Annotated in this window: 24 protein-coding genes; 18 read left to right on the top strand and 6 right to left on the bottom strand. The window is 57.4% G+C overall.

Going from position 1 to position 26,006, the window contains the following annotated elements; all coding sequences use genetic code 11:
• Nucleotides 1–724 precede the first annotated feature (724 nt).
• A complete protein-coding gene (gene tyrS / locus QHL1GM_RS14720) occupies nucleotides 725–1,924 on the bottom strand; it encodes a tyrosine--tRNA ligase (protein WP_071695129.1) in 1,200 nt (399 codons plus the stop codon).
• A gap of 134 nt (nucleotides 1,925–2,058) precedes the next feature.
• Between tyrS and QHL1GM_RS14715 the strand changes: the two genes are divergently transcribed.
• Nucleotides 2,059–3,198: an anhydro-N-acetylmuramic acid kinase gene (locus tag QHL1GM_RS14715; protein WP_071695128.1), complete on the top strand. Its 1,140-nt coding sequence runs from the start codon at nucleotides 2,059–2,061 to the stop codon at nucleotides 3,196–3,198.
• An 18-nt stretch (nucleotides 3,199–3,216) separates the two neighbouring features.
• On the opposite strand, the gene QHL1GM_RS14710 is transcribed toward QHL1GM_RS14715, so the two are convergent.
• Together QHL1GM_RS14710 and QHL1GM_RS14705 are read right to left on the bottom strand one after the other, a co-directional pair.
• Nucleotides 3,217–4,398, bottom strand: a complete 1,182-nt coding sequence (locus QHL1GM_RS14710) for a PilT/PilU family type 4a pilus ATPase (protein WP_071695127.1) — start codon at nucleotides 4,396–4,398, stop codon at nucleotides 3,217–3,219.
• Nucleotides 4,391–5,434, bottom strand: coding sequence for a type IV pilus twitching motility protein PilT (locus QHL1GM_RS14705; RefSeq protein WP_071695126.1), 1,044 nt, complete (start codon nucleotides 5,432–5,434; stop codon nucleotides 4,391–4,393). Before QHL1GM_RS14705 ends, QHL1GM_RS14710 begins: the two co-directional genes overlap by 8 nt.
• A gap of 32 nt (nucleotides 5,435–5,466) precedes the next feature.
• Between QHL1GM_RS14705 and QHL1GM_RS14700 the strand changes: the two genes are divergently transcribed.
• The 6 genes from QHL1GM_RS14700 to QHL1GM_RS14675 all read left to right on the top strand — a co-directional run bounded on the left by QHL1GM_RS14700 (nucleotide 5,467) and on the right by QHL1GM_RS14675 (nucleotide 10,093).
• Nucleotides 5,467–6,183 carry a YggS family pyridoxal phosphate-dependent enzyme gene (locus QHL1GM_RS14700; protein ID WP_071695125.1) on the top strand — a complete coding sequence of 239 codons (717 nt, stop codon included), beginning with the start codon at nucleotides 5,467–5,469 and terminating at the stop codon, nucleotides 6,181–6,183.
• 55 nt (nucleotides 6,184–6,238) lie between these two features.
• Complete coding sequence (gene proC / locus QHL1GM_RS14695) at nucleotides 6,239–7,063, top strand: pyrroline-5-carboxylate reductase (RefSeq protein ID WP_071695124.1); 825 nt, start codon at nucleotides 6,239–6,241, stop codon at nucleotides 7,061–7,063.
• 56 nt (nucleotides 7,064–7,119) lie between these two features.
• Nucleotides 7,120–7,713 carry a YggT family protein gene (locus QHL1GM_RS14690; protein WP_007111803.1) on the top strand — a complete coding sequence of 198 codons (594 nt, stop codon included), beginning with the start codon at nucleotides 7,120–7,122 and terminating at the stop codon, nucleotides 7,711–7,713.
• Between the two features lie 69 nt (nucleotides 7,714–7,782).
• On the top strand, nucleotides 7,783–9,009 hold the full coding sequence (locus tag QHL1GM_RS14685; RefSeq protein ID WP_071695123.1) for a homoserine O-acetyltransferase: 1,227 nt from the start codon (nucleotides 7,783–7,785) through the stop codon (nucleotides 9,007–9,009).
• Nucleotides 9,009–9,602: a methionine biosynthesis protein MetW gene (gene metW / locus QHL1GM_RS14680; protein WP_027958266.1), complete on the top strand. Its 594-nt coding sequence runs from the start codon at nucleotides 9,009–9,011 to the stop codon at nucleotides 9,600–9,602. Before QHL1GM_RS14685 ends, metW begins: the two co-directional genes overlap by 1 nt.
• A 41-nt stretch (nucleotides 9,603–9,643) precedes the next feature.
• The gene (locus tag QHL1GM_RS14675; RefSeq protein ID WP_071695122.1) at nucleotides 9,644–10,093 is read left to right on the top strand and encodes a DUF4426 domain-containing protein; all 450 of its coding nucleotides are present in this window, start codon (nucleotides 9,644–9,646) and stop codon (nucleotides 10,091–10,093) included.
• A gap of 20 nt (nucleotides 10,094–10,113) precedes the next feature.
• On the opposite strand, the gene sfsA is transcribed toward QHL1GM_RS14675, so the two are convergent.
• On the bottom strand, nucleotides 10,114–10,842 hold the full coding sequence (sfsA, locus tag QHL1GM_RS14670) for a DNA/RNA nuclease SfsA (RefSeq protein ID WP_175540388.1): 729 nt from the start codon (nucleotides 10,840–10,842) through the stop codon (nucleotides 10,114–10,116).
• Nucleotides 10,842–12,002 (bottom strand): aminotransferase class I/II-fold pyridoxal phosphate-dependent enzyme, encoded by a 1,161-nt coding sequence (locus QHL1GM_RS14665; protein WP_071695120.1) that lies wholly within the window; start codon nucleotides 12,000–12,002, stop codon nucleotides 10,842–10,844. The genes sfsA and QHL1GM_RS14665 overlap by 1 nt, the downstream gene beginning before the upstream one ends.
• A 215-nt stretch (nucleotides 12,003–12,217) precedes the next feature.
• Here QHL1GM_RS14665 and dksA point away from each other — a divergent pair, with 215 nt between their 5' ends.
• From dksA to QHL1GM_RS14615, 11 genes are all read left to right on the top strand, one after another.
• Entirely contained in the window at nucleotides 12,218–12,655 is a 438-nt protein-coding gene (gene dksA, locus QHL1GM_RS14660; RefSeq protein ID WP_008958813.1) for an RNA polymerase-binding protein DksA, read from the top strand.
• Between the two features lie 113 nt (nucleotides 12,656–12,768).
• Entirely contained in the window at nucleotides 12,769–13,680 is a 912-nt protein-coding gene (gene gluQRS / locus QHL1GM_RS14655) for a tRNA glutamyl-Q(34) synthetase GluQRS (RefSeq protein ID WP_071695119.1), read from the top strand.
• A gap of 1 nt (nucleotide 13,681) precedes the next feature.
• Nucleotides 13,682–13,858, top strand: a complete 177-nt coding sequence (locus QHL1GM_RS19395; protein WP_175540387.1) for a hypothetical protein — start codon at nucleotides 13,682–13,684, stop codon at nucleotides 13,856–13,858.
• Entirely contained in the window at nucleotides 13,848–16,796 is a 2,949-nt protein-coding gene (locus tag QHL1GM_RS14650; protein ID WP_071695118.1) for an ATP-binding protein, read from the top strand. Before QHL1GM_RS19395 ends, QHL1GM_RS14650 begins: the two co-directional genes overlap by 11 nt.
• Nucleotides 16,774–18,168: a sigma-54 dependent transcriptional regulator gene (locus tag QHL1GM_RS14645; RefSeq protein ID WP_071695117.1), complete on the top strand. Its 1,395-nt coding sequence runs from the start codon at nucleotides 16,774–16,776 to the stop codon at nucleotides 18,166–18,168. Before QHL1GM_RS14650 ends, QHL1GM_RS14645 begins: the two co-directional genes overlap by 23 nt.
• A 911-nt stretch (nucleotides 18,169–19,079) precedes the next feature.
• On the top strand, nucleotides 19,080–20,462 hold the full coding sequence (gene pcnB, locus QHL1GM_RS14640) for a polynucleotide adenylyltransferase PcnB (RefSeq protein ID WP_071695116.1): 1,383 nt from the start codon (nucleotides 19,080–19,082) through the stop codon (nucleotides 20,460–20,462).
• On the top strand, nucleotides 20,462–20,956 hold the full coding sequence (folK, locus tag QHL1GM_RS14635) for a 2-amino-4-hydroxy-6-hydroxymethyldihydropteridine diphosphokinase (protein WP_071695115.1): 495 nt from the start codon (nucleotides 20,462–20,464) through the stop codon (nucleotides 20,954–20,956). The genes pcnB and folK overlap by 1 nt, the downstream gene beginning before the upstream one ends.
• A 158-nt stretch (nucleotides 20,957–21,114) precedes the next feature.
• Nucleotides 21,115–21,906 carry a 3-methyl-2-oxobutanoate hydroxymethyltransferase gene (gene panB, locus QHL1GM_RS14630; protein ID WP_071695114.1) on the top strand — a complete coding sequence of 264 codons (792 nt, stop codon included), beginning with the start codon at nucleotides 21,115–21,117 and terminating at the stop codon, nucleotides 21,904–21,906.
• 31 nt (nucleotides 21,907–21,937) lie between these two features.
• Nucleotides 21,938–22,810 (top strand): pantoate--beta-alanine ligase, encoded by an 873-nt coding sequence (panC, locus tag QHL1GM_RS14625; protein WP_071695113.1) that lies wholly within the window; start codon nucleotides 21,938–21,940, stop codon nucleotides 22,808–22,810.
• A 28-nt stretch (nucleotides 22,811–22,838) separates the two neighbouring features.
• The gene (gene panD, locus QHL1GM_RS14620) at nucleotides 22,839–23,219 is read left to right on the top strand and encodes an aspartate 1-decarboxylase (RefSeq protein ID WP_007111819.1); all 381 of its coding nucleotides are present in this window, start codon (nucleotides 22,839–22,841) and stop codon (nucleotides 23,217–23,219) included.
• Nucleotides 23,220–23,409: 190 nt separating this feature from the next.
• Nucleotides 23,410–24,588, top strand: coding sequence for an acetyl-CoA C-acetyltransferase (locus tag QHL1GM_RS14615; RefSeq protein ID WP_071695112.1), 1,179 nt, complete (start codon nucleotides 23,410–23,412; stop codon nucleotides 24,586–24,588).
• A 69-nt stretch (nucleotides 24,589–24,657) separates the two neighbouring features.
• On the opposite strand, the gene QHL1GM_RS14610 is transcribed toward QHL1GM_RS14615, so the two are convergent.
• Entirely contained in the window at nucleotides 24,658–25,827 is a 1,170-nt protein-coding gene (locus QHL1GM_RS14610) for an MFS transporter (RefSeq protein WP_071695111.1), read from the bottom strand.
• Nucleotides 25,828–26,006: the final 179 nt, after the last annotated feature.

Genomic DNA, 26,006 nt, shown 5'->3' with positions numbered 1-26,006 from the left:
GATCCTTACATGTCACCCGAAGGCAACAAAAAGCGGGAGCCGAAGCCCCCTTTCTCCCGTAGGACGTATGCGGTATTAGCCTGGGTTTCCCCAGGTTATCCCCCACTACCGGGCAGATTCCTATGCATTACTCACCCGTCCGCCGCTCGTCAGCATCTAGCAAGCTAGATCTGTTACCGCTCGACTTGCATGTGTTAGGCCTGCCGCCAGCGTTCAATCTGAGCCATGATCAAACTCTTCAGTTTAAGATCTATGTGATCCTTACATGTCACCCGAAGGCAACAAAAGCGGATCAAACTTGGCTCAAGGTTCAAACGAATTCATTCAAAACAGATCCCAAAGGACGAATCCTTTAAAACCCTATTGCTTGAGTCGCTTGCCTTGATATTGGGTGATTTGTCACCAACATCAGCAAGCGCCCACATGAATTACCTGATCAAATTGTTAAAGAGCTGTTTCGCTGTATTTAATTGGCTAACCGTTGAACTGGCTTGCCGCAGCGAGGAAGGCGTATTCTACGCATTTCCTGACGTTTGTCAAGGGCGTTGTTTTCGATGTGGTACACATACCATCCAAAACCGCGAGCTATTGCAAAAGCGCTAACTGTTTGACAAACCAAGGCTTTTACACCTTATACACCGCTGGTAACGCTAGGCGTCCCCGGCAGCGGATGCGTACTTTACGGATTCGCTGCCGAGTTGGCAAGAGCTTTTTGACAGAAAATTCAAACAAGTGTCACACGGGCGTAACGCTTCTTGCCAGCCTGAATCACATAGCTCTTACCAGTCGCCAGCATAGTGTCTTTAGCAACGACGTCGCCATCGACTTTAACGCGGCCATTACCCAGCATATCTTTGGCTTGGGCACTGTTGTTTGCAAGCTCTGCTCTATTAAGAACAGCGGCGATAGGTGCATGTTCGTTGCCTTCAAAATCAACCGTGACTTCCGGCAGGTCTTCCGGCAGTTCGCCATCGGCCAGCTGATTACCCGCTGACTTGTGCGCATTGGCGGCGGCTTCATCACCGTGGTAGCGGGCAATAAGCTCCCGCGCCAGCTCCATCTTCACATCACGTGGATTAGCGCCCTGCTCAACGCTCTGCTTGAGCGCATCAATCTCTTCGTTCGATTTCAAAGAGAGCAGCTCAAAGTAGCGCCACATTAAGCTATCCGGCATGGAGACCAGTTTATTGAACATGGATCCAGGCGCTTCATCGACACCAATGTAGTTGCCCAGGGACTTAGACATCTTCTGCACGCCGTCTAACCCTTCCAACAGCGGCATGGTAATAACCACTTGGGGCTCTTGGCCGAAGTGCTTTTGAATCTCACGCCCCATCAGCAGGTTGAACTTCTGGTCGGTACCGCCAAGCTCCACATCCGCTTCAAGGGCTACCGAGTCATAGCCTTGTACCAGGGGGTAGAGAAATTCGTGGATAGCAATGGATTGATTGGCTTTATAGCGCTTTTCAAAGTCATCCCGTTCCAGCATACGGGCGACGGTGCTTTGGGCAGCCAGCTCAATCATTTTGGCAGCGGTGAGCTCGCTAAACCACTCGGCGTTAAAGCGCACCTCGGTCTTTTCAGGGTCGAGAATTTTAAACACCTGCTCTTTATAAGTTTCGGCGTTGGCTTTCACGTCCTCTTCGGTGAGCGGCTTGCGCGTCACGTTCTTACCGGTAGGGTCTCCAATACGCCCGGTAAAGTCACCGATCAAAAAGATAACCGTATGCCCCAAATCCTGAAACTGGCGCATTTTGGTCAGCAACACGCTGTGCCCAAGGTGCAAGTCAGGGGCCGTGGGATCAAAACCCGCTTTGATACGCAGTTTGCGGCCTGAAGCCAGCTTCTTTTTTAACTCATCCTCTACCAGGATTTCATGCGTACCCCGCGACAGCAGCGCTAAAGCCTGATCCACCTCACTCATTGCCTCTCTCCACTATAAAGAACCGCCCTTACCGGGCTCAGGTGATAAATAGCCGACGATGTTACCATGCTCGCTCGCCTTGGTTTAGCTCTCACCCTGGTTTAGTCTCAGCCCAGCTTTGTACGAGTTCGCTTATGAAAACGCCTACCGCTCCGCCGCTTTACTATATTGGTCTAATGTCCGGCACTAGTCTGGACGGTATTGATGCGGCACTTATCGCCGTCGAAAAGGATTCGCCGCCGCGTCTGTTAGCGACCCACGCCGAGCCAATGCCAGATGAGCTACACCGCCTACTATTTAAGCTGTGTCATGTAGAGCAGGTCAGTTTTGCCCAGCTCGCAGCAGCGGAACACGCGTTCTGCCAATGCCAGGCCCAAGCCGTGCAGCACTTATTAGCGCCCCTTTCAGTGGGTATAGAACAGATCAGTGCTATCGGCAGTCACGGCCAAACCATCGAGCATGCCCCCTCAGGCCACGGCGACGGCCCGGCGTATACACTGCAGTTGGATAATCCAAGCTTGCTGGCAGAACTCACCGACTGCACGGTGGTAGCCGATTTTCGTCGCCGCGACTTAGCCGCAGGCGGTCAAGCGGCACCGCTGGCACCGGCGTTTCATCAGGCGCTATTTGGGCGAGCAAACGCGCATCAGTTGGTGCTTAATTTAGGCGGCTTTGCCAATCTCACCTGGCTTTCTAGCCAGCCAAGCGACCCAGTGATCGGTTTTGATACCGGGCCCGCGAATGTTTTATTGGATAGCTGGTTTGCCTTGCACCAGGGCGGCCGCTTTGACCAGGACGGCGATTGGGCCGCTAGCGGAAAGGTAGATGAAGCACTATTAGCTCGATTGTTATCCGAACCGTTTTTCCAGCAGCCGCCGCCAAGAAGCACAGGGCGTGAGCTATTTCATCTGGATTGGCTTCAAAAACATCTCAGCGGTCAGGAAGCCGCCGCCGATGTTCAGGCGACGCTGGCTGAACTCACCGCCGTCAGTGTCGCCCAGGGGATTGAACAACTCCGGATCGATAGTGGCCCGCTCACGCTGATCACCGCTGGCGGCGGTGCCCACAACGGCTACTTAATGCAGCGCCTTGCCCATCACATCCCTCGCGCCACGCTCACTTCGCCATCGGCGTATGGCTGGCCTGAAGACTGGATTGAAGCGGGCGCCTTTGCCTGGCTGGCTCATCAGCGCCTGCACCATTTACCGGGCAACTTACCCTCGGTTACCGGCGCGCAGGGCCTTCGGGTGTTAGGCGGTATTTATGCTGCATAGTTAATATTGAGTTAACGCTTAGTAATCATCGCCATCGCGCAGACCTAAATGACTAGGCACCTGTTCATCTAGTGACAGGTTACGTCTCTTGGCATCGCTATAGTTGAGCAACATGCGCAGGTCGTTAGCCGAGTCGGCGTGGGCCATGGCCACCTCTCTGCTTATATGCCCGGCCTGATGCAGGTCATGCAGCGCCTGATCAAAGGTTTGCATCCCGGCGTTGCGGGACTTGGCCATCGCTGCTTTAATCTCGGCGACCTCCCCATTACGGATCAAGCCGGCAATGCGCGGCGACTGCAGCATGATCTCAATGGCCGCACGGCGCCCACCCGCAAGCGTGGGCAGCAGTTGCTGAGCGACGACCGCACGCAGATTCAACGAAAGATCCATCCATATCTGCTCATGGCGTTCATGGGGGAAGAAGTGAATGATGCGCTCCAGCGCCTGATTGGCGTTATTGGCGTGCAGCGTTGCCAGACACAGGTGGCCGGTTTCGGCAAACGTCAGCGCGTGCTCCATGGTTTCCCGTGTGCGGATTTCACCAATCAGAATCACATCCGGCGCCTGGCGCAGGGTATTTTTTAGCGCCACCTCAAACGATTCGGTATCAATCCCTACTTCGCGCTGATTCACAATGGCGCGCTTATGCGGGTGCAGGTACTCAATAGGGTCTTCGATACTGATGATATGCCCGCCGACGGTCTCGTTGCGCTGCTGAATCATCGCCGCCAGGGTCGTCGATTTCCCGGTTCCCGTGCCACCCACCACCAGTACCAGCCCAAGCTTGGCCTGGGCTAATTCTGCCAAATGTTCCGGTACGCCCAGCGCTTCTAGGCGTGGAATCTCAATAGCGATGCTGCGCACCACCATGGCCATCTGGTTGCGCTGCTGAAACGCGCTGACCCGAAAACGCCCTTTTCCCTCGCGACTCAGCGCGAAGTTCGCTTCATGCTCGCTGGCAAACCGCTCGCGCAATCCTTCCGGCAGCGTGTGGGTGACCAGCTCGTTGACCTGATGGGCGGTTAAACGCTGCTGCCCCAGCGGCACCAGCCCATCGGGCATTTTTAGGCTTGGCGGCGCACCCACGGAGATAAGCAGATCGGAGGCGTTCTGCTCAACCATAATGTCGAGCAGCTCATGCAGCCATTGAGTAGGCGAAAGCTCGACAGACGGCGCCTGAATTGAACTGTCTTTATTCATCTTTTATCGCCAGCGTTCCCTTCGCACTCAGCTGCGCCTCTTCTAAGCTTACGGTACCGTCTTTCACTAACCGAGACAGCGCGGCATCCAGGGTTTGCATGCCCAGGCTGCCGCCGGTCTGAATGGCCGAGTACATCTGCGCCACTTTGTCTTCGCGAATTAAATTGCGCACCGCCGAAGTGGCGATGAGGATTTCGTGGGCCGCTACGCGACCACCGCCCTGGCGTTTAAGCAGCGATTGCGACACCACTGCCTGGAGCGATTCCGATAGCATGGAACGCACCATAGCTTTCTCTTCGCCGGGGAAAACATCAATGATCCGGTCGATTGTCTTGGCAGCAGAAGTGGTATGCAGCGTTCCCAGCACCAGGTGACCGGTTTCAGCCGCGGTCAGTGCTAAACGGATGGTCTCCAGATCGCGCAGCTCCCCGACAAGGATCACATCAGGATCTTCACGCAGCGCGCTTCGCAACGCATCGGCAAAGCTATGGGTGTCGCGGTGCACTTCGCGTTGATTAATCAAACAGCGTTTGCTGACGTGGACAAACTCAACGGGATCTTCAATGGTGAGAATGTGCTCGTAACGATGATCGTTAATGTAATCGATCATCGCGGCCAACGTGGTGCTCTTGCCCGACCCCGTTGGCCCAGTCACCAGCACCAGGCCCCGCGGTAACATCGCTAGGCGCTCAAATACCTCGCCAAGCCCCAGGGTTTGCATGGAGAGCACCTGATTAGGAATAGTGCGAAACACCGCCCCCGCCCCGCGAGCTTGCGTAAAGGCGTTAACGCGGAAGCGCGCGACCCCCGGCACCTCGAAGGAGAAATCAATTTCCAGGTGTTCTTCGTAGTCGCGCCGCTGGCGATCATTCATGATGTCGTAGATCAATTTGCGCACATCGTTATTATCGATAGCGGGCACATTGAGCCGACGAATGTCGCCATCAACACGTATCATGGGCGGCAAACCGGCCGAAAGGTGCAAGTCAGAGGCATTCTGCTTTGCCGAGAATGCTAGCAGTTCGGTAATATCCATCTCTCTTCCCAGCTGCGGTAAGGTGCTTGAGTATGACAGACATCGCGCTTAACGAGTCACTCGGCCATTCATACGCTCAGGCGCGTGAACGCCTGCGTAACGCATTAGAAAGCGCGGGGCGCACCCAGGATGCAGCCCAGCTACTGGCGGTCAGCAAAACCAAGCCCGCGGCGATGATTCGTCAGGTTTGGCAGTTGGGTCAGCGTGAATTCGGTGAAAACTATTTGCAAGAAGCGTTGGAAAAGCAGACCGAGCTTACTGACCTTGAGGGTATTGTATGGCATTTCATTGGCCCCCTGCAGTCGAACAAGACCCGCGCTGTCGCCGAGCACTTTGACTGGGTGCACAGCGTCGATCGGCTAAAAATAGCCAAACGCCTTAGCGAACAGCGCCCAACGCACCTTGCGCCACTCAATATCTGCCTGCAGGTTAATATCAGCCATGAAGAGAGCAAAGCCGGTGTGCTGCCCGAGGCATTAGAGGAATTAGCCAGAGAAGTCGCCACACTGCCTAATCTACGCCTGCGCGGCTTAATGGCGATCCCCGCTCCGGCAGAGGGTATCGACGCCCAGCGCCAGCCCTTGGCAGCGCTGCGCGAGGCGTTCACCGCGTTACAAAGCAGTTTGCCAGACGCGCCCCTTGATACGCTTTCGATGGGCATGAGCGACGACTTAGAAGCGGCGGTGCTGGAAGGCGCCACGCTGGTGCGTTTGGGCACCGCGATTTTCGGCGCTCGCCCATCGGCTTAAACGACAAGTAGCCCACTTTTTTACGTAGAACACTTTTACTAAAGGGACACCTACCATGGCGAATAAGATTACCTTCATTGGGGCCGGCAATATGGCCAGCGCCATTATCGGCGGCCTAATCGACAGCGGCGTCGCGCCTTCTACTATTACCGCCACCGCGCCGAATGACAGCGAACTGGCAGCAATTAAACAGCGCTTAGGCATCAATACCGACACTGACAACAATGCGGCGGTGGCTGATGCCGATGTGGTGGTACTCGCGGTGAAGCCGCAAATCATGCGCAGCGTATGCGAAGCGCTGCGCGACAGCGTTCAGCGCCAGCAGCCGCTGGTAATCTCGATTGCCGCAGGGCTAGATGCCGATACTATCGACCAGTGGCTAGGCGGCCAAAACGCCATGGTTCGCTGCATGCCTAATACGCCCTCGCTGGTGGGTTATGGCGCCAGCGGCCTCTACGCCAATGCTAAGGTCAGCGACGCACAGCGTGACGTGGCCACCCAGCTAATGGAGGCGGTAGGTATTGTCGAGTGGGTGGAAGAAGAAGCCCTGTTAGATGCCGTCACCGCTGTTTCCGGCAGCGCACCGGCCTACTTCTTTCTGATGTTCGAAGCCATGGAAGAAGCCGCAGTTAAACTCGGCCTACCTGCCGCCACCGCACGCCGTTTGGCTATTCAAACCGCACTGGGTGCCGCCACCATGGCACAACAAAGTGATAAAGACCCGGCCACGCTAAAACAGAACGTCATGTCACCGGGTGGCACCACAGAACGTGCCATTCACCACATGGAAGAGGCACAATTGCGCACCACAATTGCCGACGCCATGCAGGCCTGCGCCGATCGCGCCCAGGCAATGGCCAAAGAATTGAGCGGCAAATAATACAGCCATTCAGCTAGCGCAGCCGTTAAGCTACGAATCATCAAGGAGACATCATAATGGGCAATGAATTGGGCAGTGCAGGGTTAATGCTGGTAAATACCCTAATCAATATTTACCTCTTTTTACTCATGCTGCGCTTCCTGCTGCAGGCCTCGCGGGCGGATTACTACAACCCGTTAAGTCAGTCGGTGGTCAAAATCACCCAGCCTGTAGTGGGTCTATTTCAAGGCTTTTTAGGCCCTGTGGCTGGCCGCTTCGACCTCGCCACGTTAGCGGCAGGTTTTGTATTGAAAGTGGTTAGCATCATCGCCATCTTTATGGTGATTGGCGTTGGCATGCCGCCCATTGCCGGGCTGCTGATTGCCGGTGTAGCCGCCTTGGCGAATGCGATTTTAAAAATCTACTTCTTCGCCATGATTGTCATGATCATCCTCAGCTGGGTAGCGCCCAATGCCAGCCACCCAGGTGCACTGCTCGTTATGCAGTTGGTGGAGCCGATTATGGCCCCGGTGCGTAAAGTAATCCCGTCGCTGGGCATGATCGACCTCTCGCCAATTGTGGTGTTTATCGCCATTAATCTGATCGATGGCTTGGTGGTCGGCTCACTGATTCGTGCGGCGGGCATTTCCGGCGCGCTGGTCGGGCTGTGATGGCGACTGCCAACCCCGTACTCCAAGATCTAATTCAGTCGCACTCTTTCAGCAGGACTAGCGCCTTCAATGCCTGATTCAGATACGCTTGCGTTTGCAGACCGTCCGGCGGGCTCCGCCGGCCTGGTCACCCCGCACGTGGCACGCTTCGACACGCCGCTCGCCCTCGCCTGCGGCAAAATGCTGCCTGCCTACGAGCTGATTTACGAAACCTACGGCACGCTCAATGCCGAGCGCAGCAATGCTGTGCTGATTTGCCACGCGCTCTCAGGTCACCACCACGCCGCGGGCTATCACAGCGAAGAAGACCGCAAGCCCGGCTGGTGGGATGCCCATATTGGCCCCGGAAAAGCGATCGACACCAACCGCTTTTTTGTTGTGTCGCTCAATAACCTGGGGGGCTGCCACGGCAGCACCGGGCCGGTCAGCCACAACCCTGACACCGGCCGCCAGTGGGGGCCTGAGTTCCCCATGGTCACGGTGAGCGATTGGGTGGCCAGCCAGGCGCGGCTTGCCGACCACCTGGGGATTGAGCGCTGGGCCGCCGCGGTGGGCGGCAGTCTGGGCGGCATGCAGGTGATGCAGTGGACAATGACCTACCCGGAGCGGGTGGCCAACGCGGTGGTGATTGCCGCCACGCCTCGGCTCTCGGCGCAAAATATCGCTTTTAACGAAGTAGCCCGTCAGGCAATTCGCTCTGACCCGGAGTTTTTTGACGGCTGGTACGCTGAGCACGACACCGTACCCAAGCGCGGGCTAAAGCTCGCGCGCATGGTGGGCCATATCACCTACCTGTCGGAAGACGCCATGGGCAGCAAGTTTGGTCGCGATCTGCGCAGCGACGACCTCAACTTCGGCTTTGACGTTGAGTTCCAGGTGGAGTCCTACTTGCGCTATCAGGGCGATACCTTCTCCACGGCCTTTGATGCCAATACCTACCTGCTGATGACCAAGGCGTTGGACTACTTTGACCCTTCTGCTACCCAAGGAGGCGACTTAGCCAAAGCCCTGGCCCCAGCGCAGTGCCCGTTTTTGATTGTTAGCTTTACCACCGACTGGCGCTTTCCGCCCTCGCGTTCCCGCGAGCTGGTCGATGCGCTCACCCGCGCAGGCAAAGCGGTTAGCTACGCCAACATCGACTCACCCCATGGGCACGATGCTTTCTTACTCTCAGAGCCGCGCTACGACGCCATCTTCAGCGCCTTTATGAGCCGCGCTGCCCGCGAGCTTAATCTCGCCGAAACGAGCGGAGATGAAGCGGGTAAAGATAAAGCGAGCCTGGAGGAGACGCCATGATGCGCGCCGATCTTGAACTGATTTATGACTGGGTGCCCGAAGGGGCGCACGTGCTCGACCTCGCCTGCGGCGACGGCGAATTGCTTGAGACGCTGGCAAACAATAAGGGCGTGACCGGCTACGGCTTAGAGATCGACCATGACGGCATTAATGCCTGCGTCGCCCGGGGCGTCAGCGTGATTGAGCACAATCTGGATGACGGTTTAAGCAGCTTCTGCGATAACAGTTATGATCAGGTGATCATGACCCAGGCGCTACAGGCGCTACGCCGTCCAGACAAGATGCTCGATGAAATGCTGCGCGTCGCCGAAGAGGGCATCATTACCTTCCCCAACTTCGCCTATTGGCGTCACCGTGTTCATTTGGGTCTCCGCGGCTATATGCCGGTATCCAAATCGCTGCCCCACGCTTGGTACGACACGCCCAACATCCACCTCTCAACGTTCAACGACTTTGAGCACCTGTGCCGCGAGAAGGGTCTGATGATTGTTGATCGCGCGGTGGGCGTGGGAGATCATCAAGGCCACTGGAAATCGCGGCTTTGGCCCAATCTCTTTGGTGAAATTGCCATTTTCCGCGTTCGCCGACGCTAGGCTTAAACATTCAACTTATCGATCATCCAAGGAGCCACGCCATGTTACGCAGATTAATGATCGGTGCCGCCCTTGTCGGCACGCTCTTCGCCGCCGCTGGGGCCAACGCTGAGCAGTTCGTCAGCGTGGACGATTACGAGATTCACTACAGCGCGGTGAACAGCAGCTTTTTGACCCCGGAAGTGGCCCAGGCGAACAACCTCCAGCGCAGTGCAAACCGCGGACTGGTCAATGTTAGCGTTCGCGAGCGCCAGGACGATGGCAGTACTCGTCCTGTTAACGCCAGCGTGCAGGGTCACGTTAGCGGCTTGACGGGCGTTCAGGAGTCGCTCAGCTTTCGCACCGTGCATGACGGCGATGCGACCTACCACCTAGCACCTTTTACCATGCGCGAAGATGAAAGCATGCGCTTTGAGCTAAGCGTGCGCTACGACCGCAACGCCGCCCCCGAGCCGGTGAACTTTATTCAGCGTTTTTATATTGATCGCTAAGCCCTGTTTCTAAGCCCTATCTACAACCGTACAGGCAGGCTGCGGGTTAACTGCACTCCAATGGGGCGCTCTTGCTCCCGCACCACCTCAATACCATAGGCCAGCACTTCCACCCCGCTGGCCGTGGCCTCCGCCAGGGCTGCTGCGTAAGTCGCGTCGATATGTGCAGCAGCGGCCACGTCAGCAATGTCTTCATGGGCGACACAAAACAGCAGCACTGCCCGTTCGCCCTGCTCTGCCAGTACACGCAGCGAATGCAGATGCTTGGTACCGCGCACGCTTACCGAGTCCGGAAAGTAGCCATGACCATCCTCCTCTTTCAGGGTGACCTGCTTCACCTCGATATACGCCCGCCCCCGCTCTGGGTCATCTAGCCTAAAATCCAGGCGGGCATCGGCCACTTTCACCTCCCGGCGCAGAGTGGCGTAGTCTGCCAACGGTGCCAACGTACCCGCCTCCAGCGCCGCTTCAACAATCCGGTTAGCGCGACCGGTATGCACCGAGGCGAGCGCTACCTGTCCATCAGCTTGTGGAAGCTCGATAAACTCCCAGGTCCAGGCCAGCTTGCGCTTGGGGTTATCGCTGGGTGACAGCCACACTCGGCACCCTGGCACGTTCACCGCCTTCATCGAGCCGGTATTGGGGCAGTGAGCCACCACTTCGCGACCATCATCCAAACGCACATCGGCTAGAAAGCGCTTATAACGTTTGATCAGCGTGCCCGGTACCAGCACCGGATAGACTAGCATCACAGCTTGACCACAAAGCGTGTAATCCGCGCCACTGCCTCTTCCAGGCGGGCCACATCATTGGTAAACGCAATGCGCACATGGTGTTCGCCGCCACGCACGGCAAAATCGATACCCGGGGTAATCGCTACGTTCTCTTCCAGCAGCAGGCGCTCACAGAAGGATTGGCTATCACGGCTGTAGCGGGAGATATCCAGCCATAAATAAAACGCCCCTTGGGGCGGTAGATCCGGCGCCAGCCCCAAGTCGGCAAGGCCCTCCAGCAGCACCTGACGACGCTCTTTCAGGGTCTCACGGCGCTGCTCGAGAATGGCACGGCATTCAGGCGTAAATGCTGCCAAGGCAGCATGCTGCGACGGCGTCGGCGCGGCTAGGAACATATTCTGCGCCAGTCGCGTTAATGGCTCCACTGCATGCTCGGGCGCCACCAGCCAGCCCAAGCGCCAGCCGGTCATGCCAAAATATTTTGAGAAGCTGTTGACCACAAAGGCGTTGGCTGAGAGCGACGTTGCCGACAGCGGCGCATCGTCGTAGTTAAGGCCCTGATAGATCTCATCGACGACCACTTCGCCTTCACGTTCAGCAACTGCATCAAGCACGGCGGAAAGCTGCTGAGCGCTCAATGTGTGGCCGGTGGGGTTGGAGGGCGACGCCAACATCGCAAGGCTCGTATCCTCACGCCAATGCTCCTCGACCAGGGCAGCGTCCAACTGCCAGCCGCTCTCACGCCCCACGGAGATTGCATCGATCTCAGCGCCCGCGAGGGCCATAAAGTGACGGTTGCAGGGGTAGTTAGGGTCAGCCATCAGCACCCGCGAGCCACTTTCGACTAATAACTGGCTCGCCAGCAGCAGTGCCCCTGACGCTCCTGGGGTTACCAAAATCCGCGCTGGATCAACCGTAGCGTTAAAGTGCTCAGCGTAGTGCCCGGCGATCGCCTCGCGCAGCGCAGGCAGCCCCGCCGCTGGGGTATAGCGGGTATGGCCATTAGCCAACGCCTGCTGCCCGGCAGCTATAATGGGCTCGGGGGTAGCAAAATCCGGCTCGCCTACTTCCAGATGAATCACATCGTGGCCTGCGGCTTCCCGCGCCTGGGCCATTTCCAGCAAATGCATGACCCGAAAAGGGGCAACGTGATCGACACGCGAATTCCAGGCCATAACGGCTCCTTCATCTAATCATTTTTGAAACTGGACAAATATTGAAAAACTAACTAAAACATGGCGCTAGTCATATTCAAGGCCAAACTATCGTAGAGAGCTCTCCATTATGCTTGCAACCCAGTCATTTTTCAGCTAAACAAGCATCCCTTTGGCGTGAGATCGTGACAATCGCTCATGGTCGATCAGTAGTCACATATGTAAGGGGCAGTCCCATGCCAGTAGCAGAAAAGAAAACGGAAGCGTCCAAGTCCTTCACCCCGTATGAGCCGGCGCCGGGTGAAGAGTATATGAACGAGCAGCAGCTAGCGCACTTCCGTCAGCTGCTGCTGGATTGGAAACAGGATCTCATGGAAGAGGTGGATCGTACCGTACGCCACCTTCAAGAAGATGCGAACAACTACGCCGACCCCGCCGACCGTGCTACCCAGGAAGAGGGCTTTAGCCTGGAACTGCGCACCCGGGATCGCGAGCGTAAGCTGCTCAAGAAAATTAACGAGACGCTAGATAACATCGATGATGACGATTACGGCTTCTGCGAAGCCTGCGGCGTTGAAATCGGCATTCGACGTTTAGAAGCTCGCCCCACCGCCACTCTTTGCGTGGATTGCAAAACCCTGGCGGAACTCAAAGAGAAACAGCTAGGCGGCTGAGCGCTAAAGCAACGTTCTACTCGAACGCGGGCACCTTAGGGTGCCCGTTTTTGTTAACGACTTTTTTGCATGGCTTATTTGAATAACCAGGCCCTTTCAACAACGACGCTACTATGAATGATTCTGCTCGCTACCGTGGTCGCTTTGCCCCTACGCCCTCTGGCCCGCTGCACCTTGGCTCTTTGGTCGCCGCTTTAGGCAGCTATTTAGATGCACGCGCCGCCGATGGGCAGTGGCTGGTACGCATTGAAGATATCGACCCACCGCGCTGCCCTGAAAGCGCGGCGAGCACTATCCTGCGCCAGCTGGAAACCTTCGGCCTAGAGTGGGACGAAGCGATCATGTGGCAGCACACCCGCGGCGATGCTTACCAACAGGCGCTTGACCAGCTTATCCAACTCGGCCTTGCCTATCCCTGCAGCTGTTCGCGTAAGCAGTGGCAGGCGTTTGATATCTACCCCGGCTGGTGCCGCGATGGCGTTTGTGATGCGAATAAACCAGTGGCCTGGCGGCTGCGCAGCGACCGCTGCGAGCGTCCTATCCGCTGGCAAGACCGGCTGTTCGGCGAACAGCAGTTTGATCCGGCTGAGCTGGGTGATGTGGTATTAAAGCGCAAAGATGGCCTATGGGCGTATCAGCTCGCCGTCGTAGTGGATGACGCCGAGCAGCAGATTACCAATGTGGTACGCGGGCTCGATTTGCTCGATAACACCCCTTGGCAGCGCCAACTGCAGAACGCGCTTCAGCTGCCGCAGCCGCGCTACCTACACTTGCCGCTCATCGTTACCGCTGAAGGGCAAAAGCTCTCAAAGCAAAACCTGGCCCCAGCCCTGGCGGAAGATGAACAGGGGGTGCGCCAGCAGCTCTTTCAGGCGCTGGAAGCGCTTGATCAAGCGCCTCCCCAAGAGCTTGCCTCAGAGCCCCCCGCGACTCAGCTACACTGGGCAGTAGCAAACTGGTCGTTGGCACGGCTAAGCCCAACGGCACACCGTTTAACTCCCCCTTTACCTCCAGCAGGAGATTGATATGTACGTCTATCGCATCATGCTGTTTTTGGTGTTTGGCGGCTACCTGCTCTCTCCATTGCTGATGAATGGCTGGAGCGACCCTGAGTCTGCCTGGTACCGGCCATTTGCGATATGGGGCGGCTTGATTGCGTTAACCCTCTGGCTGGAGCAGAAAAGGAAACTTGATGAACGTTGAGTTAATCGGCGTCCTACTGCTTGGGTTGGGCTACCTGGCGCTGCTGTTTGGCTGCGGTTTTGCGGTAGAGCGCGGCTGGGTGCCGGTGCGCATTACCCGCCACCCGATTGTTTACACCCTTGCCCTGGGTGTTTATGCCAGTGCCTGGGCAATCTACGGCAGCGTCGAAATGGCCGCCAATGCGGGGTTTGGCTACCTTGCCTACTACCTGGGCGCAGCGGGCGCGTTCTTGCTCGCCCCTGTGCTGCTGGTGCCCATCCAGCGCATCACCCGCACCTATCAACTAACGTCGCTGGCGGATCTGTTTGCCTTTCGTTTTCGCTCACGCTGGGCGGGTACACTGGTCACCCTGGTCAGTCTGCTGGCGGTGCTGCCATTACTCGGCATTCAAGTCCAAACCCTGAGCGAAGCCATCAACATCATCACCGCCAGCCAAGCGGGCGGAAGTGTTGCACTGCTTTTTTGCGCCGTGATTGCCGCCTTTGCGGTCATTTTTGGTGCCCGCCACAGTCAGTCTCATGGCCGTCACGACACCTTGCTTAGCGCCATTGCGTTTGAATCCATTGTTAAGCTGCTGGCCATGCTGGGGCTGGGTGCGGTGGCGCTATGGATGGTGTTTGATGGCCCGGGCGATCTGCAGCTGTGGCTGGAAGGTCCAGGCGCTATCCTCCAGCAACAGACACCCAAACTTGACCCTGCCCAGTGGCGAACCCTGCTGCTGCTGTTTTTTGCGGCGGCGTTTATGATGCCGCACCTATTTCACATTAGCTTCGCGGAAAGCCTGTCGCGGCATACCCTGCTACAAGCGAGCTGGGCACTGCCGCTGTTTTTACTGCTAATGGCGCTGCCCGTGCCGTTGATCTGGTGGGCCGCGCAGTCGGTTAATCCCGACATCCCCATCGCCGCCTATGCCGCCTACCTAATGAGTGAACACTGGTGGGTAGGGGCACTGGCGTTTATCGGCGGGCTAGCTGCCGCCAGCGGCACCATGATTATGATTGCCCTGGCGCTTTCCGGCATGGTGCTTAATCATATTGTGCTGGTAGCGAGGCCCCCCGAGGCGCGCAGTGATCTCTACGGCTGGCTGCTGTGGCTACGCCGTGGTTTAGTGGTTGCGGTGATTATCGGCGGCTGGGTGTTTTACCAGTGGGTAGGGCGCCATCATGGCCTCATCGGCTTGGGGTTAGCCGCATTTGTCGGCATGGCCCAGTGCCTGCCCGGCATGCTGGGGCTGCTCTACTGGCCGGGTGCTAATCGTAAAGGTATGATTATTGGCCTGATCGCAGGCGTCGCCGTGTGGCTGTGGGGCCTATGGCTGCCACTCATGTTCTCGCTACCCGTACCGACGCTGCCTTTTACACCGCTTACCGACACTGGTGCGCCGGTTTGGTACAACGTCACGCTGCTGTCGTTAGCGGTCAATATCCTGCTGCTGATTGTGGTATCGCTGTTTACGCGTATTTCTGAAGGGGAGCAGTCGGCCGCGGAAGCGTGCTCAGTCGATGCGGTTATTCGCTCCAAGCGTTTTCCACTAGAAGCCGCTACGGCGAGTGATTTTTCTACCCACTTAGCCCATGCCCTTGGCGATGAGGCGGCCAGCCGTGAAGTAAACCGGGCCCTACAAGCGCTCAACTTAACACCCCAGGAGCGCCGCCCCTACGCGCTGCGTCGCTTGCGTGACCGTATTCAGGCCAATCTCTCGGGCCTAATGGGGCCATCGGTGGCGCGGGACATTGTTGACCGCTACCTACCCTACCGCCACGACGACGCCCCTGAAACCGACGATATTCACTTCGTTGAAAGCCGCTTGGAAGCCTACCGCTCACGACTGACAGGGCTAGCACGTGAACTCGACGGTTTGCGCCGCCACCATCGCCAAACCCTGGCTTATTTACCGGTGGGGCTGTGCGTCCTGGGCGATGATGATGAGCTGCTAATGTGGAATCAGGCGCTCTCACAACTCTCGGGCATTAGCGGTGAAAGCGTGATCGGCTCGCGCCGAGATAGCCTGCCTGCCCCCTGGCCCCGGTTGTTGGGCAGCGTGCTAGACGCGACGTCAGGCCCGCTATATAAGCAAGCGGTGTCGCTGCATGGTAAGGACTACTTTCTGACCCTGCACAAAGCGATTCTCAGCGGCAATGACAGCCGTGGCGGCAGCGTTATTCTGATTGAAGACCATACCGAAATGAAGTGGTTGGAAGATGAGTTGGTGCATGCGGCGCGCCTTGCCTCTATTGGCCAGTTAGCCGCCGGCGTCGCCCACGAAATTGGCAACCCGATTACCGGCATCTCGTCGCTGGCGCAAAATCTACGCTACGACACCAACGATCCCGCCCTGCTGGAGACTGCCGATCAAATCCAGCAGCTCACCCAACGGGTCACCAAAATCGTTAACTCACTGGTTGGCTTTGCCCATGGAGGGCGCCAATCGGTACCGCTCCCCGCCTCACCCGTGGCGCTCGCATCGATTAGCGAAGATGCACTGCACTTGATCCACCTCGCCCGCTCGGGAGAGGATGTCACCTTAACCAATGAGACGCCTGAAGACGTGGTGGTTCGCGGCGATGCCCAGCGATTAACGCAAGTGATGGTCAACCTGCTGAGCAATGCCCGGGATGCCTGCACCCAGGGTGGAGAAGTTAACATCACCGCAGGGCGCCACGAGCAGCTTGCCTGGTGGCGGATAACCGATAACGGCCAGGGCATCGACCCACGAGTGCGCGAGCATCTATTCGAACCCTTTACCACTACCAAGCCAGCAGGCGAAGGCACTGGCCTGGGACTTTCACTGGCTTATCAGATTATCAACGAACACCAGGGTAAGATAGATGTGGCCTCGCCACCGCCCGGACAGCCTCGCGGCACCGCCATTACGCTCTGGCTGCCGCTTTACCAACAGGATGATCAGCCAGCCCATGCCCAGGATTCTGATTGTTGAAGATGAAGCGATTATTCGCAGCGCGTTAAAGCGCCTACTGGAACGCCACGACTATAAGGTCAGCGAAGCAGGCAGCGCTGAGGAGGCCTGTCAGCTTGAGCTCACAGGATTCGACCTCATCATCAGCGACCTGCGCCTGCCGGGCGAGCCGGGCACTACGCTGATCACTGCCGGGGCCCCCGTGCCGGTATTGATCATGACCAGCTACGCCAGCATGCGCTCCGCGGTGGAAGCGCTCAAACAGGGTGCCGTGGACTACGTGGCCAAGCCCTTTGACCACGCGGAGCTATTGGAGACCGTTGAGCGGATCCTGCACAAGCAGTCAATGCAGCAGAGCCCGCCCCCGGATATCACCGATGCAGGCGGCAGCCGACAAACCATGATCGGTAACTGCGTTGCCATGCAGCAGGTCTATACCCGCATTAGTAAAACCGCCCCCGCCGATGTCACCGTATTGATTCTTGGCGAGTCGGGCACCGGCAAGGAGCTGGTGGCACGCGCCATTCACCAGCAGAGCAAGCGCGCCAAGGCACCGCTGATATGCGTCAACTGCGCGGCGATTCCTGAAACACTGATCGAGTCCGAGCTGTTTGGCCATGAGAAAGGCGCCTTTACCGGCGCCAGCGCTGCGCGCACCGGGTTAGTCGAAGCCGCCGATGGCGGTACGCTATTTTTGGATGAGATTGGCGAGCTGCCGCTGGATGCCCAGGCGCGCCTGCTACGCGTTCTTCAAGAGGGTGAAATCCGCAAAATCGGTTCGGTGGAAACCCGCCATGTCAACGTCCGCCTGATTGCGGCAACCCACCGCGACCTGCGGGCACTGTCAAAAACCGGTGAGTTCCGCCTTGATCTTTATTACCGGCTGAACGTGATGCAGATCGAGCTGCCGCCGCTGCGCGAGCGCGAGGATGACGTGCTTGAGATCGCCGACATTCTGCTCGACAAGGCGTGTAAACGCCACGAACGCACGGGCCTGCGTCTGTCCCGCGCAGCCCGCCAGGATCTGCGCGACTACCCTTGGCCAGGCAATGTTCGCGAGCTGGAGAATGCCCTTGAGCGCGGCGTGATTCTTGCCGAGGGGCATCTGATTCACCCGGATGATCTGGGTCTAGCGCCGACCACCCCACGCCCCCATCCGCCCTCTAGCTCGACAAGCACACCGGCCGCCAGTGGCAGCGGTGATAAAAGCGCCGAAGAAAATGAAGACGATCTCTCTTTAGAAGATTATTTTCAGCACTTTGTGCTCGAGCACCAGGATCAAATGAGTGAAACCGAACTGGCACAAAAACTGGGTATTAGCCGTAAAAACCTCTGGGAGCGGCGCCAGCGGCTTGGCATACCGCGCAAAAAAACCGCCCGCCGCCCAGGTTAAGCACCTGGGCATTACTATCTACTCGCCCTACCACCCCCTCCCTACGACCATTGTCTAATACACTGATTTAAATAAGAAATATTCTGCCTTTCGCTACCCAGTCACTGTTACCTTCCCACACAACGCCGCACACAAACGGAGGCGAAAGGGGTAACACTTTTTGCGTCGCAAAGTTCCTCATCCTCTTTGAAAACGCCAACCTGCTGAAATTTATAATTTATTCAATAGGTGGCACAGGGTCTGCAGTATTACTGGGTAAGAAAAACAAACTGGGCATAGCGGTAGGTCACCAACAAAAACAACATGACCTCGCCCCAACCTGAGCCACAACAAAAACAACAGGGCCAGGTAGAGATAAAGGTACTAATAAGAACAACAGGCTTGAGTCTCATTACTTGCTTGCGCAGGCAACACAGGCGCAGCTAACAATAATAAAAGCAGCAAGTGGCCCGAAAGGACGCGACGTACAACGTGACTTGGCATCCTAACAAAAACAATAGCTGTCAGTGTGTACACCCCGGCGCCAATAATAATTCCCCGGGGGGAGAAAAGTTCGCGGTTGGATTATTGTTTTGAATACGAGGCGGTCGGAACTATCGTGATCCTTACGCCTACCGACTGCGGTGCGTATTCAGGGCGATGTGCCATCATGAAGAAAAATAGCAGCACGGATGCTGATTAATTGCTTTATAGGGGAGGCTCTCTTAGCCTCCCCTTTCCGTGTTTGAAGCCTGGGTTTAAAACCTGTAGTAGCCTCCGCCAGCGTCAAGTGCTTTGCAAGCCGCTCTTTGCAAGCCATAGCGGGTCGGCTACACTCAGCCATTCGTGGTTTATGTTCAGTACTCGTTTGAGTGTTTTCTAACGACTACTTTTACGGCCATTTTTCGTACCCTGCGAGTTGAAATCGTCGCATGTTTAAAGGATTTACCCGTTTCCTACACAGCCCGGGGGAGCAATTGAAAACCTTGCTTGATCCCCAAGAGAGCAACACCACCGCCCTCACTCCGCGCATCATCCCTCGATCCGAGCACCCTGTTTCTCGCCAGCATATTAGCGATGCCGCGTTAAAAGTGCTTTATCGCCTTAGCGGCGCGGGTTTCGACGCCTATTTGGTGGGTGGCTGCATTCGTGATGCGCTGCTTGGCAAGATGCCCAAAGATTTTGATGTCGCCACCAACGCCACTCCAGAGCAGGTTCGCGATCTATTTCGTAACTCGCGCCTGATCGGCCGCCGTTTTCGGATTGTCCACGTGCGCTTTGGCCGCGAGGTCATTGAGGTCACCACCTTCCGTGGCAAACCCCAAGACGAGCATGGCGACCACATTGCCCACCAGTCCGATGAAGGGTTACTGCTGCGCGACAATGTATGGGGCAATATTGAAGAAGACGCGCTGCGCCGCGACTTTACCGTTAATGCGCTCTACTACAATATCGCCGACTTCAGCATCACTGATTTTGCCAATGGTGCCGAGGACATTAAGACCCGCACCCTACGCCTGATTGGCGACCCGGCGACACGCTACCGCGAAGACCCGGTACGCATGCTGCGGGCGGTGCGCTTTGCGGCTAAGCTCGACTTCACGCTAGACCCCGCCACCGAAGCGCCGATGTACGATCAGGCGCCGCTACTGCTGCAGATTCCCCCAGCGCGGCTATTCGATGAAGTGCTCAAGCTGTTTATGTCGGGCCACGGCTTGGTTACCTTCCGGCTACTCAGCCACTACGGCCTGTTCGGCATGCTGTTCCCCGAGGCCGAAGAAGCCATGGCCGACGCCGCCTGGGCCGAAGAGCTGATTGAGCAGGCGCTGACCAACACCGATAAGCGTATCGCCGAAGAGCGCCCCGTCACCCCGGCCTTCCTGCTGGCAGCGTTTTTATGGGCCCCGGTCAAGCATCGCCAGGAAGCGCTGGAGCAAGAAGGCATGCCGCCTATTCCGGCGCTTCAAGCAGCCGCTCAACAGGTGGTATCTCGTCAGCTAGAGTTCACCTCGATTCCCAAGCGCTTTGGTATTCCCATGCGGGAAATTTGGGAATTACAGCAGCGCCTACCCCAACGGCGCGGTAAAAAAGCCTTTCAAACCCGCGAACATTCGCGTTTCAGAGCTGGCTATGACCTGCTGCTGCTGCGCGAACAGGCGGGCGAGATACCGAGTGGTTTAGGCGAGTGGTGGACGGCGTTTCAGCGCGGCGATGAGCACGAACAGCGTCGCCTGCTGCAAAAAGTTGGCGGCGACCCCGCCAGTCAGGGCGACCGTCGTCGCAAACGGCGCCGTAAGCCGAGCGCGCCAGAGTAGTGGGCGTACCTCCCCAGCTCGCCTATATTGGCTTGGGTAGCAATCTAGAGTCGCCTATCGAGCAGGTTCGCGAGGCCCTCAACGAGCTGGCCATGCTGCCGCTAAGTCGATTGGTGGCAGCATCATCGCTTTACGCCAGCCGCCCGGTGGGGCCGCAGGATCAGCCGGACTTTATCAACGCGGTGGCAGCGCTGAAGACACGGCTCTCGCCACTAGCGCTACTCGACCAGCTTCAGGCGTTAGAACAGCAGCATCGCCGCCGCCGCCAGCGCCATTGGGGCCCCCGCACGCTCGATCTTGACCTGCTGCTTTACGCTAGCGACCACATCAACTCCCCGCGTTTACGCGTACCGCACCCGCAAATGACTGCCCGGGCCTTTGTACTGCTCCCCCTCGCAGAGATCGCCCCCTCTCTAGACCTCCTCCAACAGCCGCTATCCAACTGGCTTGAACGTGTTGAGAACCAAGGCTTGGAACGCTTAGCTAACGCCTAGTGTGCTGCTAACGCTACCATTTGACACAAATCTCGACACCGACACCCCATTCAGGTAACAATTGCCGGTTACGCCACTTCACGCATGCAGGGATGCAGCATCAATAATGGTCGGCTGCCTATGTCGCATCGGCCTCACGTAAAACATGAGAGCACGCCATGAAAACCGTCACCCTAAGCACGCTGCAGGCCTATAAGCAGGCTGGCGAGACGTTCAGTTGCCTAACCGCTTACGACGCCTCCTTTGCCCATGCGGCAAGCCAAGCAGGCATTGATGTCCTGCTCGTCGGTGATTCGCTGGGCATGGTGCTACAGGGCCATAACAGCACTCTACCCGTCACCATTGACGACATCGTATACCACACCCGCTGTGCGGCGCGTGGTAAAGGCCATAGCCTGCTGATGGTCGATCTACCCTTTATGAGTAACGCCACCACCGAGCGCCTGTTGGAAGATGCCGGTGCCGTGATGCGCGCAGGGGCGGAGCTGGTCAAACTGGAAGGCGAAGCGTGGATGGCCGATGGTATTCGTGAACTCACCCGCCGCGGCGTACCGGTATGTGCCCACCTGGGCTTAACCCCGCAAACCGTGCATCAGTTAGGCGGCTATAAAGTTCAAGGGCGCGACGCCGCTCAAGCGGAACGCATCATTAATGACGCAAAAGTGCTTGTCGAGGCGGGCGCTTCAGTGATTCTGCTCGAGTGCGTCCCCGCCAGCCTGGGCAAAGCGGTCACCGAAGCGCTGGATGTGCCGGTGATTGGCATTGGCGCAGGCCCGGATACCGATGGCCAGATTCTGGTGATGCACGATGTACTCGGTATCACCCATGGACGCACACCGCGCTTTGTAAAAAACTTCATGACCGAGGCTGATAGCATTCAAGCAGCTTTCCAGGACTACCATGAAGCGGTCAAAACCCGCGCCTTCCCGGCTCAAGAGCACTGTTTTTAAACCCCATTTTTGTTATTGACAAGAAACGACTATGCGCACTTTGCGAGACATTGATCAGCTACGCAGCACGCTGCGTGATTACCGCCAACGCGGCCAGCGCATTGCCCTGGTGCCCACCATGGGCAACCTACATGCCGGGCACTTAGCGCTGGTTGCCTGCGCGCGCCAACACGCCGATATCGTGGTCTCAAGCCTGTTTGTCAATCCAATGCAGTTTGGCCCAGGCGAAGATCTCGACGGCTACCCGCGTACCTTTGATGCCGATCAAGCGAAACTCGTTGAGGCTGGCTGCGACGTGCTGTTCGCCCCGGCGGTGAGCTCGCTCTACCCCAACGGCTTGGACGCCCAGACCCGCGTGCACGTGCCCGTGGTGGGTGAAGGGCTGTGTGGCGGCTCGCGCCCCGGCCATTTCGACGGTGTCTCCACCGTGGTCAGCATGCTGTTTAATTTGGTGCAGCCCAACGTTGCCTGCTTTGGGGAGAAGGATTACCAGCAGCTGGCGGTGATTCGTAAACTGGTGCGCGACCTGCACATGCCCATCGAGATTATCGGCGTGCCCATCGTGCGCGCAGAAGATGGCCTGGCACTGTCATCGCGCAATGGCTATTTAACTAGCGAGGAGCGTGCAATCGCCCCTGCGCTTTACCGCACGCTGTGTACGCTTCGCGATGCGCTAGAGCGCGGCGAACCTATCGAAAAGGTACTACACCAGGGCAACACCGCGCTGTATGATGCGGGCTTTACGCTGGACTACCTGGAACTGCGCGATGCCACGCTAGGCCCCGTTAACCTAGCGACCCGCCATGCGGTACTGTTAGCCGCCGCCAAGCTGGGCCCGGCGCGATTAATCGATAACCTCACTGTTCAACTCCCGGCCAGCGCTGACACTACGGTCAGAGAATAAACAAACAACGGGTAATATAGGAACTCACATGCATACCATTATGCTCAAAGCCAAGCTGCACATGGCTCGCGTCACTCACGCGGTACTCAACTACGAAGGCTCCTGCGCCATCGACGGCGACCTGCTGGATATGGCGGGCATTCGCGAAAATGAGCAGATCCAGATTTACAACGTCGAGAATGGCGAACGCTTCACCACTTACGCCATTCGCGGTGAGGAAGGCTCCAAGCTGATCTCGATCAACGGCGCCGCGGCACACCTCGCCGCACCAGGCCATCGCATCATTATCTGCAGCTACGCCCACTACTCTGAAGCCGAACTGGAAAATCATCAGCCTGCGCTGGTGTATCTCCAAGAAGGTAACCACGTTAGTCATACCAGTAATATTATTCCGGTGCAGCTCGCGTAATCTTAGCGCTTCTAATGCTTTCTTCTGACGGGCCACATGTTGGCCCGTTTTTATTTGCCCATAAAGGTTTATTGCCGCAACACATCACCTTCCCCTATGCTGAAGAGACGGCTGAGAAATACGGCTGACAGAGCACGCCTATCGGGCATCTGGCATCAGACTGTCTGTTAATTACTCCAGGAGTCATTTTATGCAAGAAGTAGTCATTGTTGCGGCACGCCGCACCGCCGTGGGCGCTTTCGGTGGTTCCCTCGCAGGTATTCCCGCGAGCGACCTAGGCGCCCTGGTGATCAAGGATATCCTCGCCTCCACCGGCGTTTCTCCCGATCAAGTTGACGAAGTACTGCTAGGCCAGGTGCTCACTGCGGGCGTTGGCCAAAACCCTGCGCGCCAAGCGGCGATTAAAGGCGGCCTACCGGACTCAGTACCCGCCATGACCATCAACAAAGTGTGTGGCTCCGGCCTTAAAGCGCTGCACCTCGCGACCCAGGCAATTCGCTGCGGCGATGCCGAACTTATTCTGGCCGGCGGCCAGGAGAATATGTCCGCCTCGCCACACGTCCTGCCCAATTCCCGTAACGGCCAGCGCATGGGTGATTGGAAGGCGATTGATTCCATGGTGCACGACGGCTTATGGGACGCTTTCAACAACTACCATATGGGCATTACCGCCGAGAACTTAGCCGAAAAGTACGGCATCACTCGCGAAGCAATGGATGAGTTCGCCGCGGCGTCGCAGCAGAAAGCCGCTGCCGCCATCAAAGAGGGCAAATTCAAAAGCCAGATCGTGCCGGTGGAAATTCCCCAGCGCAAAGGCGACCCGGTGGTGTTTGATACCGACGAAAATCCACGCGAAGTTACCGCTGAGAAGCTTGGCGGCATGCGCCCCGCGTTTAAGAAAGACGGCACCGTTACCGCCGGTAACGCCTCGGCGCTCAACGACGGCGCGGCGGTGGTTATGCTCTGCTCCGCCGAAAAAGCTAAACAGTTGGGACTAGAGCCACTGGCACGCATAGCGGCTTACTCCAACGCAGGCGTTGACCCTGCCATTATGGGTATCGGCCCCGCACCGGCCACTCGCCGCTGCCTTGAAAAAGCCGGCTGGAGCCTGGACGACCTGGACTTGGTAGAGGCCAACGAAGCGTTTGCCGCCCAGGCGCTATCCGTCAACAAAGAACTAGGTTGGGACACCTCTAAAGTGAACGTCAACGGCGGCGCGATTGCCCTAGGCCACCCGATCGGCGCCTCTGGCTGTCGCGTGTTCGTGACGCTGCTCCACGAAATGATCGCCCGCGACGCCAAGAAAGGCCTCGCAACGCTATGTATCGGCGGCGGTCAGGGCGTAGCGCTGGCTATCGAGCGTCCTTGATTATTGTTTGAGGTGAGCGCATAACCAATGCCCCGCTGCTTACGGGGGCATTTTTTTACACCGACTGGCTCAACGTGTTTTCTGGCCAACTACCTTGGCTGGCGTGCTCAGTACCAACAGCGCCCCCAGCAGGAATAATCCCGCTGCGGCCCACATGGCAATGGGTAGGCTAGTGCCATCGACGATACGCCCACCTAGCATGGCGCCCAGTCCAATCGACATATTGAAGGTAAATGCCATCAAAGCCGTGGCGGCTTCGGTATTGGGTGCTGTGCGTAGAATCCAGGTTTGAATACTCACCGATACACTACCAAACACCGCACCCCACACCATCAGCAGCATCACACCGCTGCTCGGCTGAACACCCAGCAGCGGAAACACGGCCACCACAATAAGCAGCAGGCTGGGAATCACCAGCACCGCGCGATAAGGGTGGCGCCCGGCGAACATGCCTGCCGCAATATTGCCCACAATGCCTGCCGCACCGTAGAGCAGCAGCAGGCTGCTCACATGACGTTGGGAAATACCGCTGATCTCTTGCAGGATGGGACTAATAAAGGTGTAGGCGGCAAAGTGGCCAACCACTACAAAGGCAGTGGTTAACACCGCGACTCGCACACCGCGATTGCTAAACTGCTGCGCCAATACGCGCAGACGCACAGGTTCCCGCGGTGGTAGCGGCGGAAGCCAGCACCACAGCGCTACTGCCGTTAACAGGCTTAGCCCTCCCAGCGCCCCAAAGGCGACCCGCCAGTTGCTTAGATCCCCCAGCAGCGTGCCCAACGGCACACCCAGCACCGAGGCTGCCGCTACACCACCAAAAATCATCGTCATCGCTTTTGGCACTTGGGCTTCAGGTACAAGCCGTGGGGCAATACTGCCCGCCACCGCCCAAAATCCACCAATACTAAGCCCCACTAATACCCGGGCGGCGAGCAGCAGGATAAAGCTGCTGGCCAATGCCGACAGCACACTCCCTACCACCATCACGGCCATCAATACCGTGAGCATAATGCGCCTATCCAAGCGCCCTACCGCGACCGGCAAGAGTGGCGCAGAAAAGGCAGCGACCACGCCTGGCACGGTGACCATTAAACCTGCCATGCCGGGGGTAACGCCCATGCTCAACGCCACCTGGGAAAGCAACCCAATCGGCAATTGCTCCGCGGTCACCAATAAAAAAATGCCGATCATCACGGCCACCACCGCCCACCAACGCGGCGCTTGCTCCTGCTCCATCTACTGCTCCCTGACTCTTTAAATCCCGGCGAACAAAGCTATACCTAACAACAAAACTATAACTAGCAAAAAAGTACTTAGCAAAAACAGTACCTAGCAAAAACAGTACCTAGCAAAAACAACGCCCCCGCAGCCAGAGGCTACGAGGGCGGTGTCAGAAACCTTACTAGCGATTTATA

Origin of the sequence: Halomonas sp. QHL1 (genome assembly GCF_001882345.1) — a bacterium.
Lineage (GTDB): Bacteria > Pseudomonadota > Gammaproteobacteria > Pseudomonadales > Halomonadaceae > Vreelandella.
The sequence above is the reverse complement of the archived record's forward strand: the minus strand, read 5'-3'. Positions and strand labels throughout refer to the sequence as shown.

What these genes read in the sequence shown, in the direction of transcription:
- tyrS (WP_071695129.1), bottom strand. Translation starts at nt 1,924, where the DNA reads ATGAGTGAGGTGGATCAGGCTTTAGCGCTGCTGTCGCGGGGTACGCAT.
- QHL1GM_RS14715 (WP_071695128.1), top strand. Translation starts at nt 2,059, where the DNA reads ATGAAAACGCCTACCGCTCCGCCGCTTTACTATATTGGTCTAATGTCC.
- QHL1GM_RS14710 (WP_071695127.1), bottom strand. Translation starts at nt 4,398, where the DNA reads ATGAATAAAGACAGTTCAATTCAGGCGCCGTCTGTCGAGCTTTCGCCT.
- QHL1GM_RS14705 (WP_071695126.1), bottom strand. Translation starts at nt 5,434, where the DNA reads ATGGATATTACCGAACTGCTAGCATTCTCGGCAAAGCAGAATGCCTCT.
- QHL1GM_RS14700 (WP_071695125.1), top strand. Translation starts at nt 5,467, where the DNA reads ATGACAGACATCGCGCTTAACGAGTCACTCGGCCATTCATACGCTCAG.
- proC (WP_071695124.1), top strand. Translation starts at nt 6,239, where the DNA reads ATGGCGAATAAGATTACCTTCATTGGGGCCGGCAATATGGCCAGCGCC.
- QHL1GM_RS14690 (WP_007111803.1), top strand. Translation starts at nt 7,120, where the DNA reads ATGGGCAATGAATTGGGCAGTGCAGGGTTAATGCTGGTAAATACCCTA.
- QHL1GM_RS14685 (WP_071695123.1), top strand. Translation starts at nt 7,783, where the DNA reads ATGCCTGATTCAGATACGCTTGCGTTTGCAGACCGTCCGGCGGGCTCC.
- metW (WP_027958266.1), top strand. Translation starts at nt 9,009, where the DNA reads ATGCGCGCCGATCTTGAACTGATTTATGACTGGGTGCCCGAAGGGGCG.
- QHL1GM_RS14675 (WP_071695122.1), top strand. Translation starts at nt 9,644, where the DNA reads ATGTTACGCAGATTAATGATCGGTGCCGCCCTTGTCGGCACGCTCTTC.
- sfsA (WP_175540388.1), bottom strand. Translation starts at nt 10,842, where the DNA reads ATGCTAGTCTATCCGGTGCTGGTACCGGGCACGCTGATCAAACGTTAT.
- QHL1GM_RS14665 (WP_071695120.1), bottom strand. Translation starts at nt 12,002, where the DNA reads ATGGCCTGGAATTCGCGTGTCGATCACGTTGCCCCTTTTCGGGTCATG.
- dksA (WP_008958813.1), top strand. Translation starts at nt 12,218, where the DNA reads ATGCCAGTAGCAGAAAAGAAAACGGAAGCGTCCAAGTCCTTCACCCCG.
- gluQRS (WP_071695119.1), top strand. Translation starts at nt 12,769, where the DNA reads ATGAATGATTCTGCTCGCTACCGTGGTCGCTTTGCCCCTACGCCCTCT.
- QHL1GM_RS19395 (WP_175540387.1), top strand. Translation starts at nt 13,682, where the DNA reads ATGTACGTCTATCGCATCATGCTGTTTTTGGTGTTTGGCGGCTACCTG.
- QHL1GM_RS14650 (WP_071695118.1), top strand. Translation starts at nt 13,848, where the DNA reads ATGAACGTTGAGTTAATCGGCGTCCTACTGCTTGGGTTGGGCTACCTG.
- QHL1GM_RS14645 (WP_071695117.1), top strand. Translation starts at nt 16,774, where the DNA reads ATGCCCAGGATTCTGATTGTTGAAGATGAAGCGATTATTCGCAGCGCG.
- pcnB (WP_071695116.1), top strand. Translation starts at nt 19,080, where the DNA reads ATGTTTAAAGGATTTACCCGTTTCCTACACAGCCCGGGGGAGCAATTG.
- panB (WP_071695114.1), top strand. Translation starts at nt 21,115, where the DNA reads ATGAAAACCGTCACCCTAAGCACGCTGCAGGCCTATAAGCAGGCTGGC.
- panC (WP_071695113.1), top strand. Translation starts at nt 21,938, where the DNA reads ATGCGCACTTTGCGAGACATTGATCAGCTACGCAGCACGCTGCGTGAT.
- panD (WP_007111819.1), top strand. Translation starts at nt 22,839, where the DNA reads ATGCATACCATTATGCTCAAAGCCAAGCTGCACATGGCTCGCGTCACT.
- QHL1GM_RS14615 (WP_071695112.1), top strand. Translation starts at nt 23,410, where the DNA reads ATGCAAGAAGTAGTCATTGTTGCGGCACGCCGCACCGCCGTGGGCGCT.
- QHL1GM_RS14610 (WP_071695111.1), bottom strand. Translation starts at nt 25,827, where the DNA reads ATGGAGCAGGAGCAAGCGCCGCGTTGGTGGGCGGTGGTGGCCGTGATG.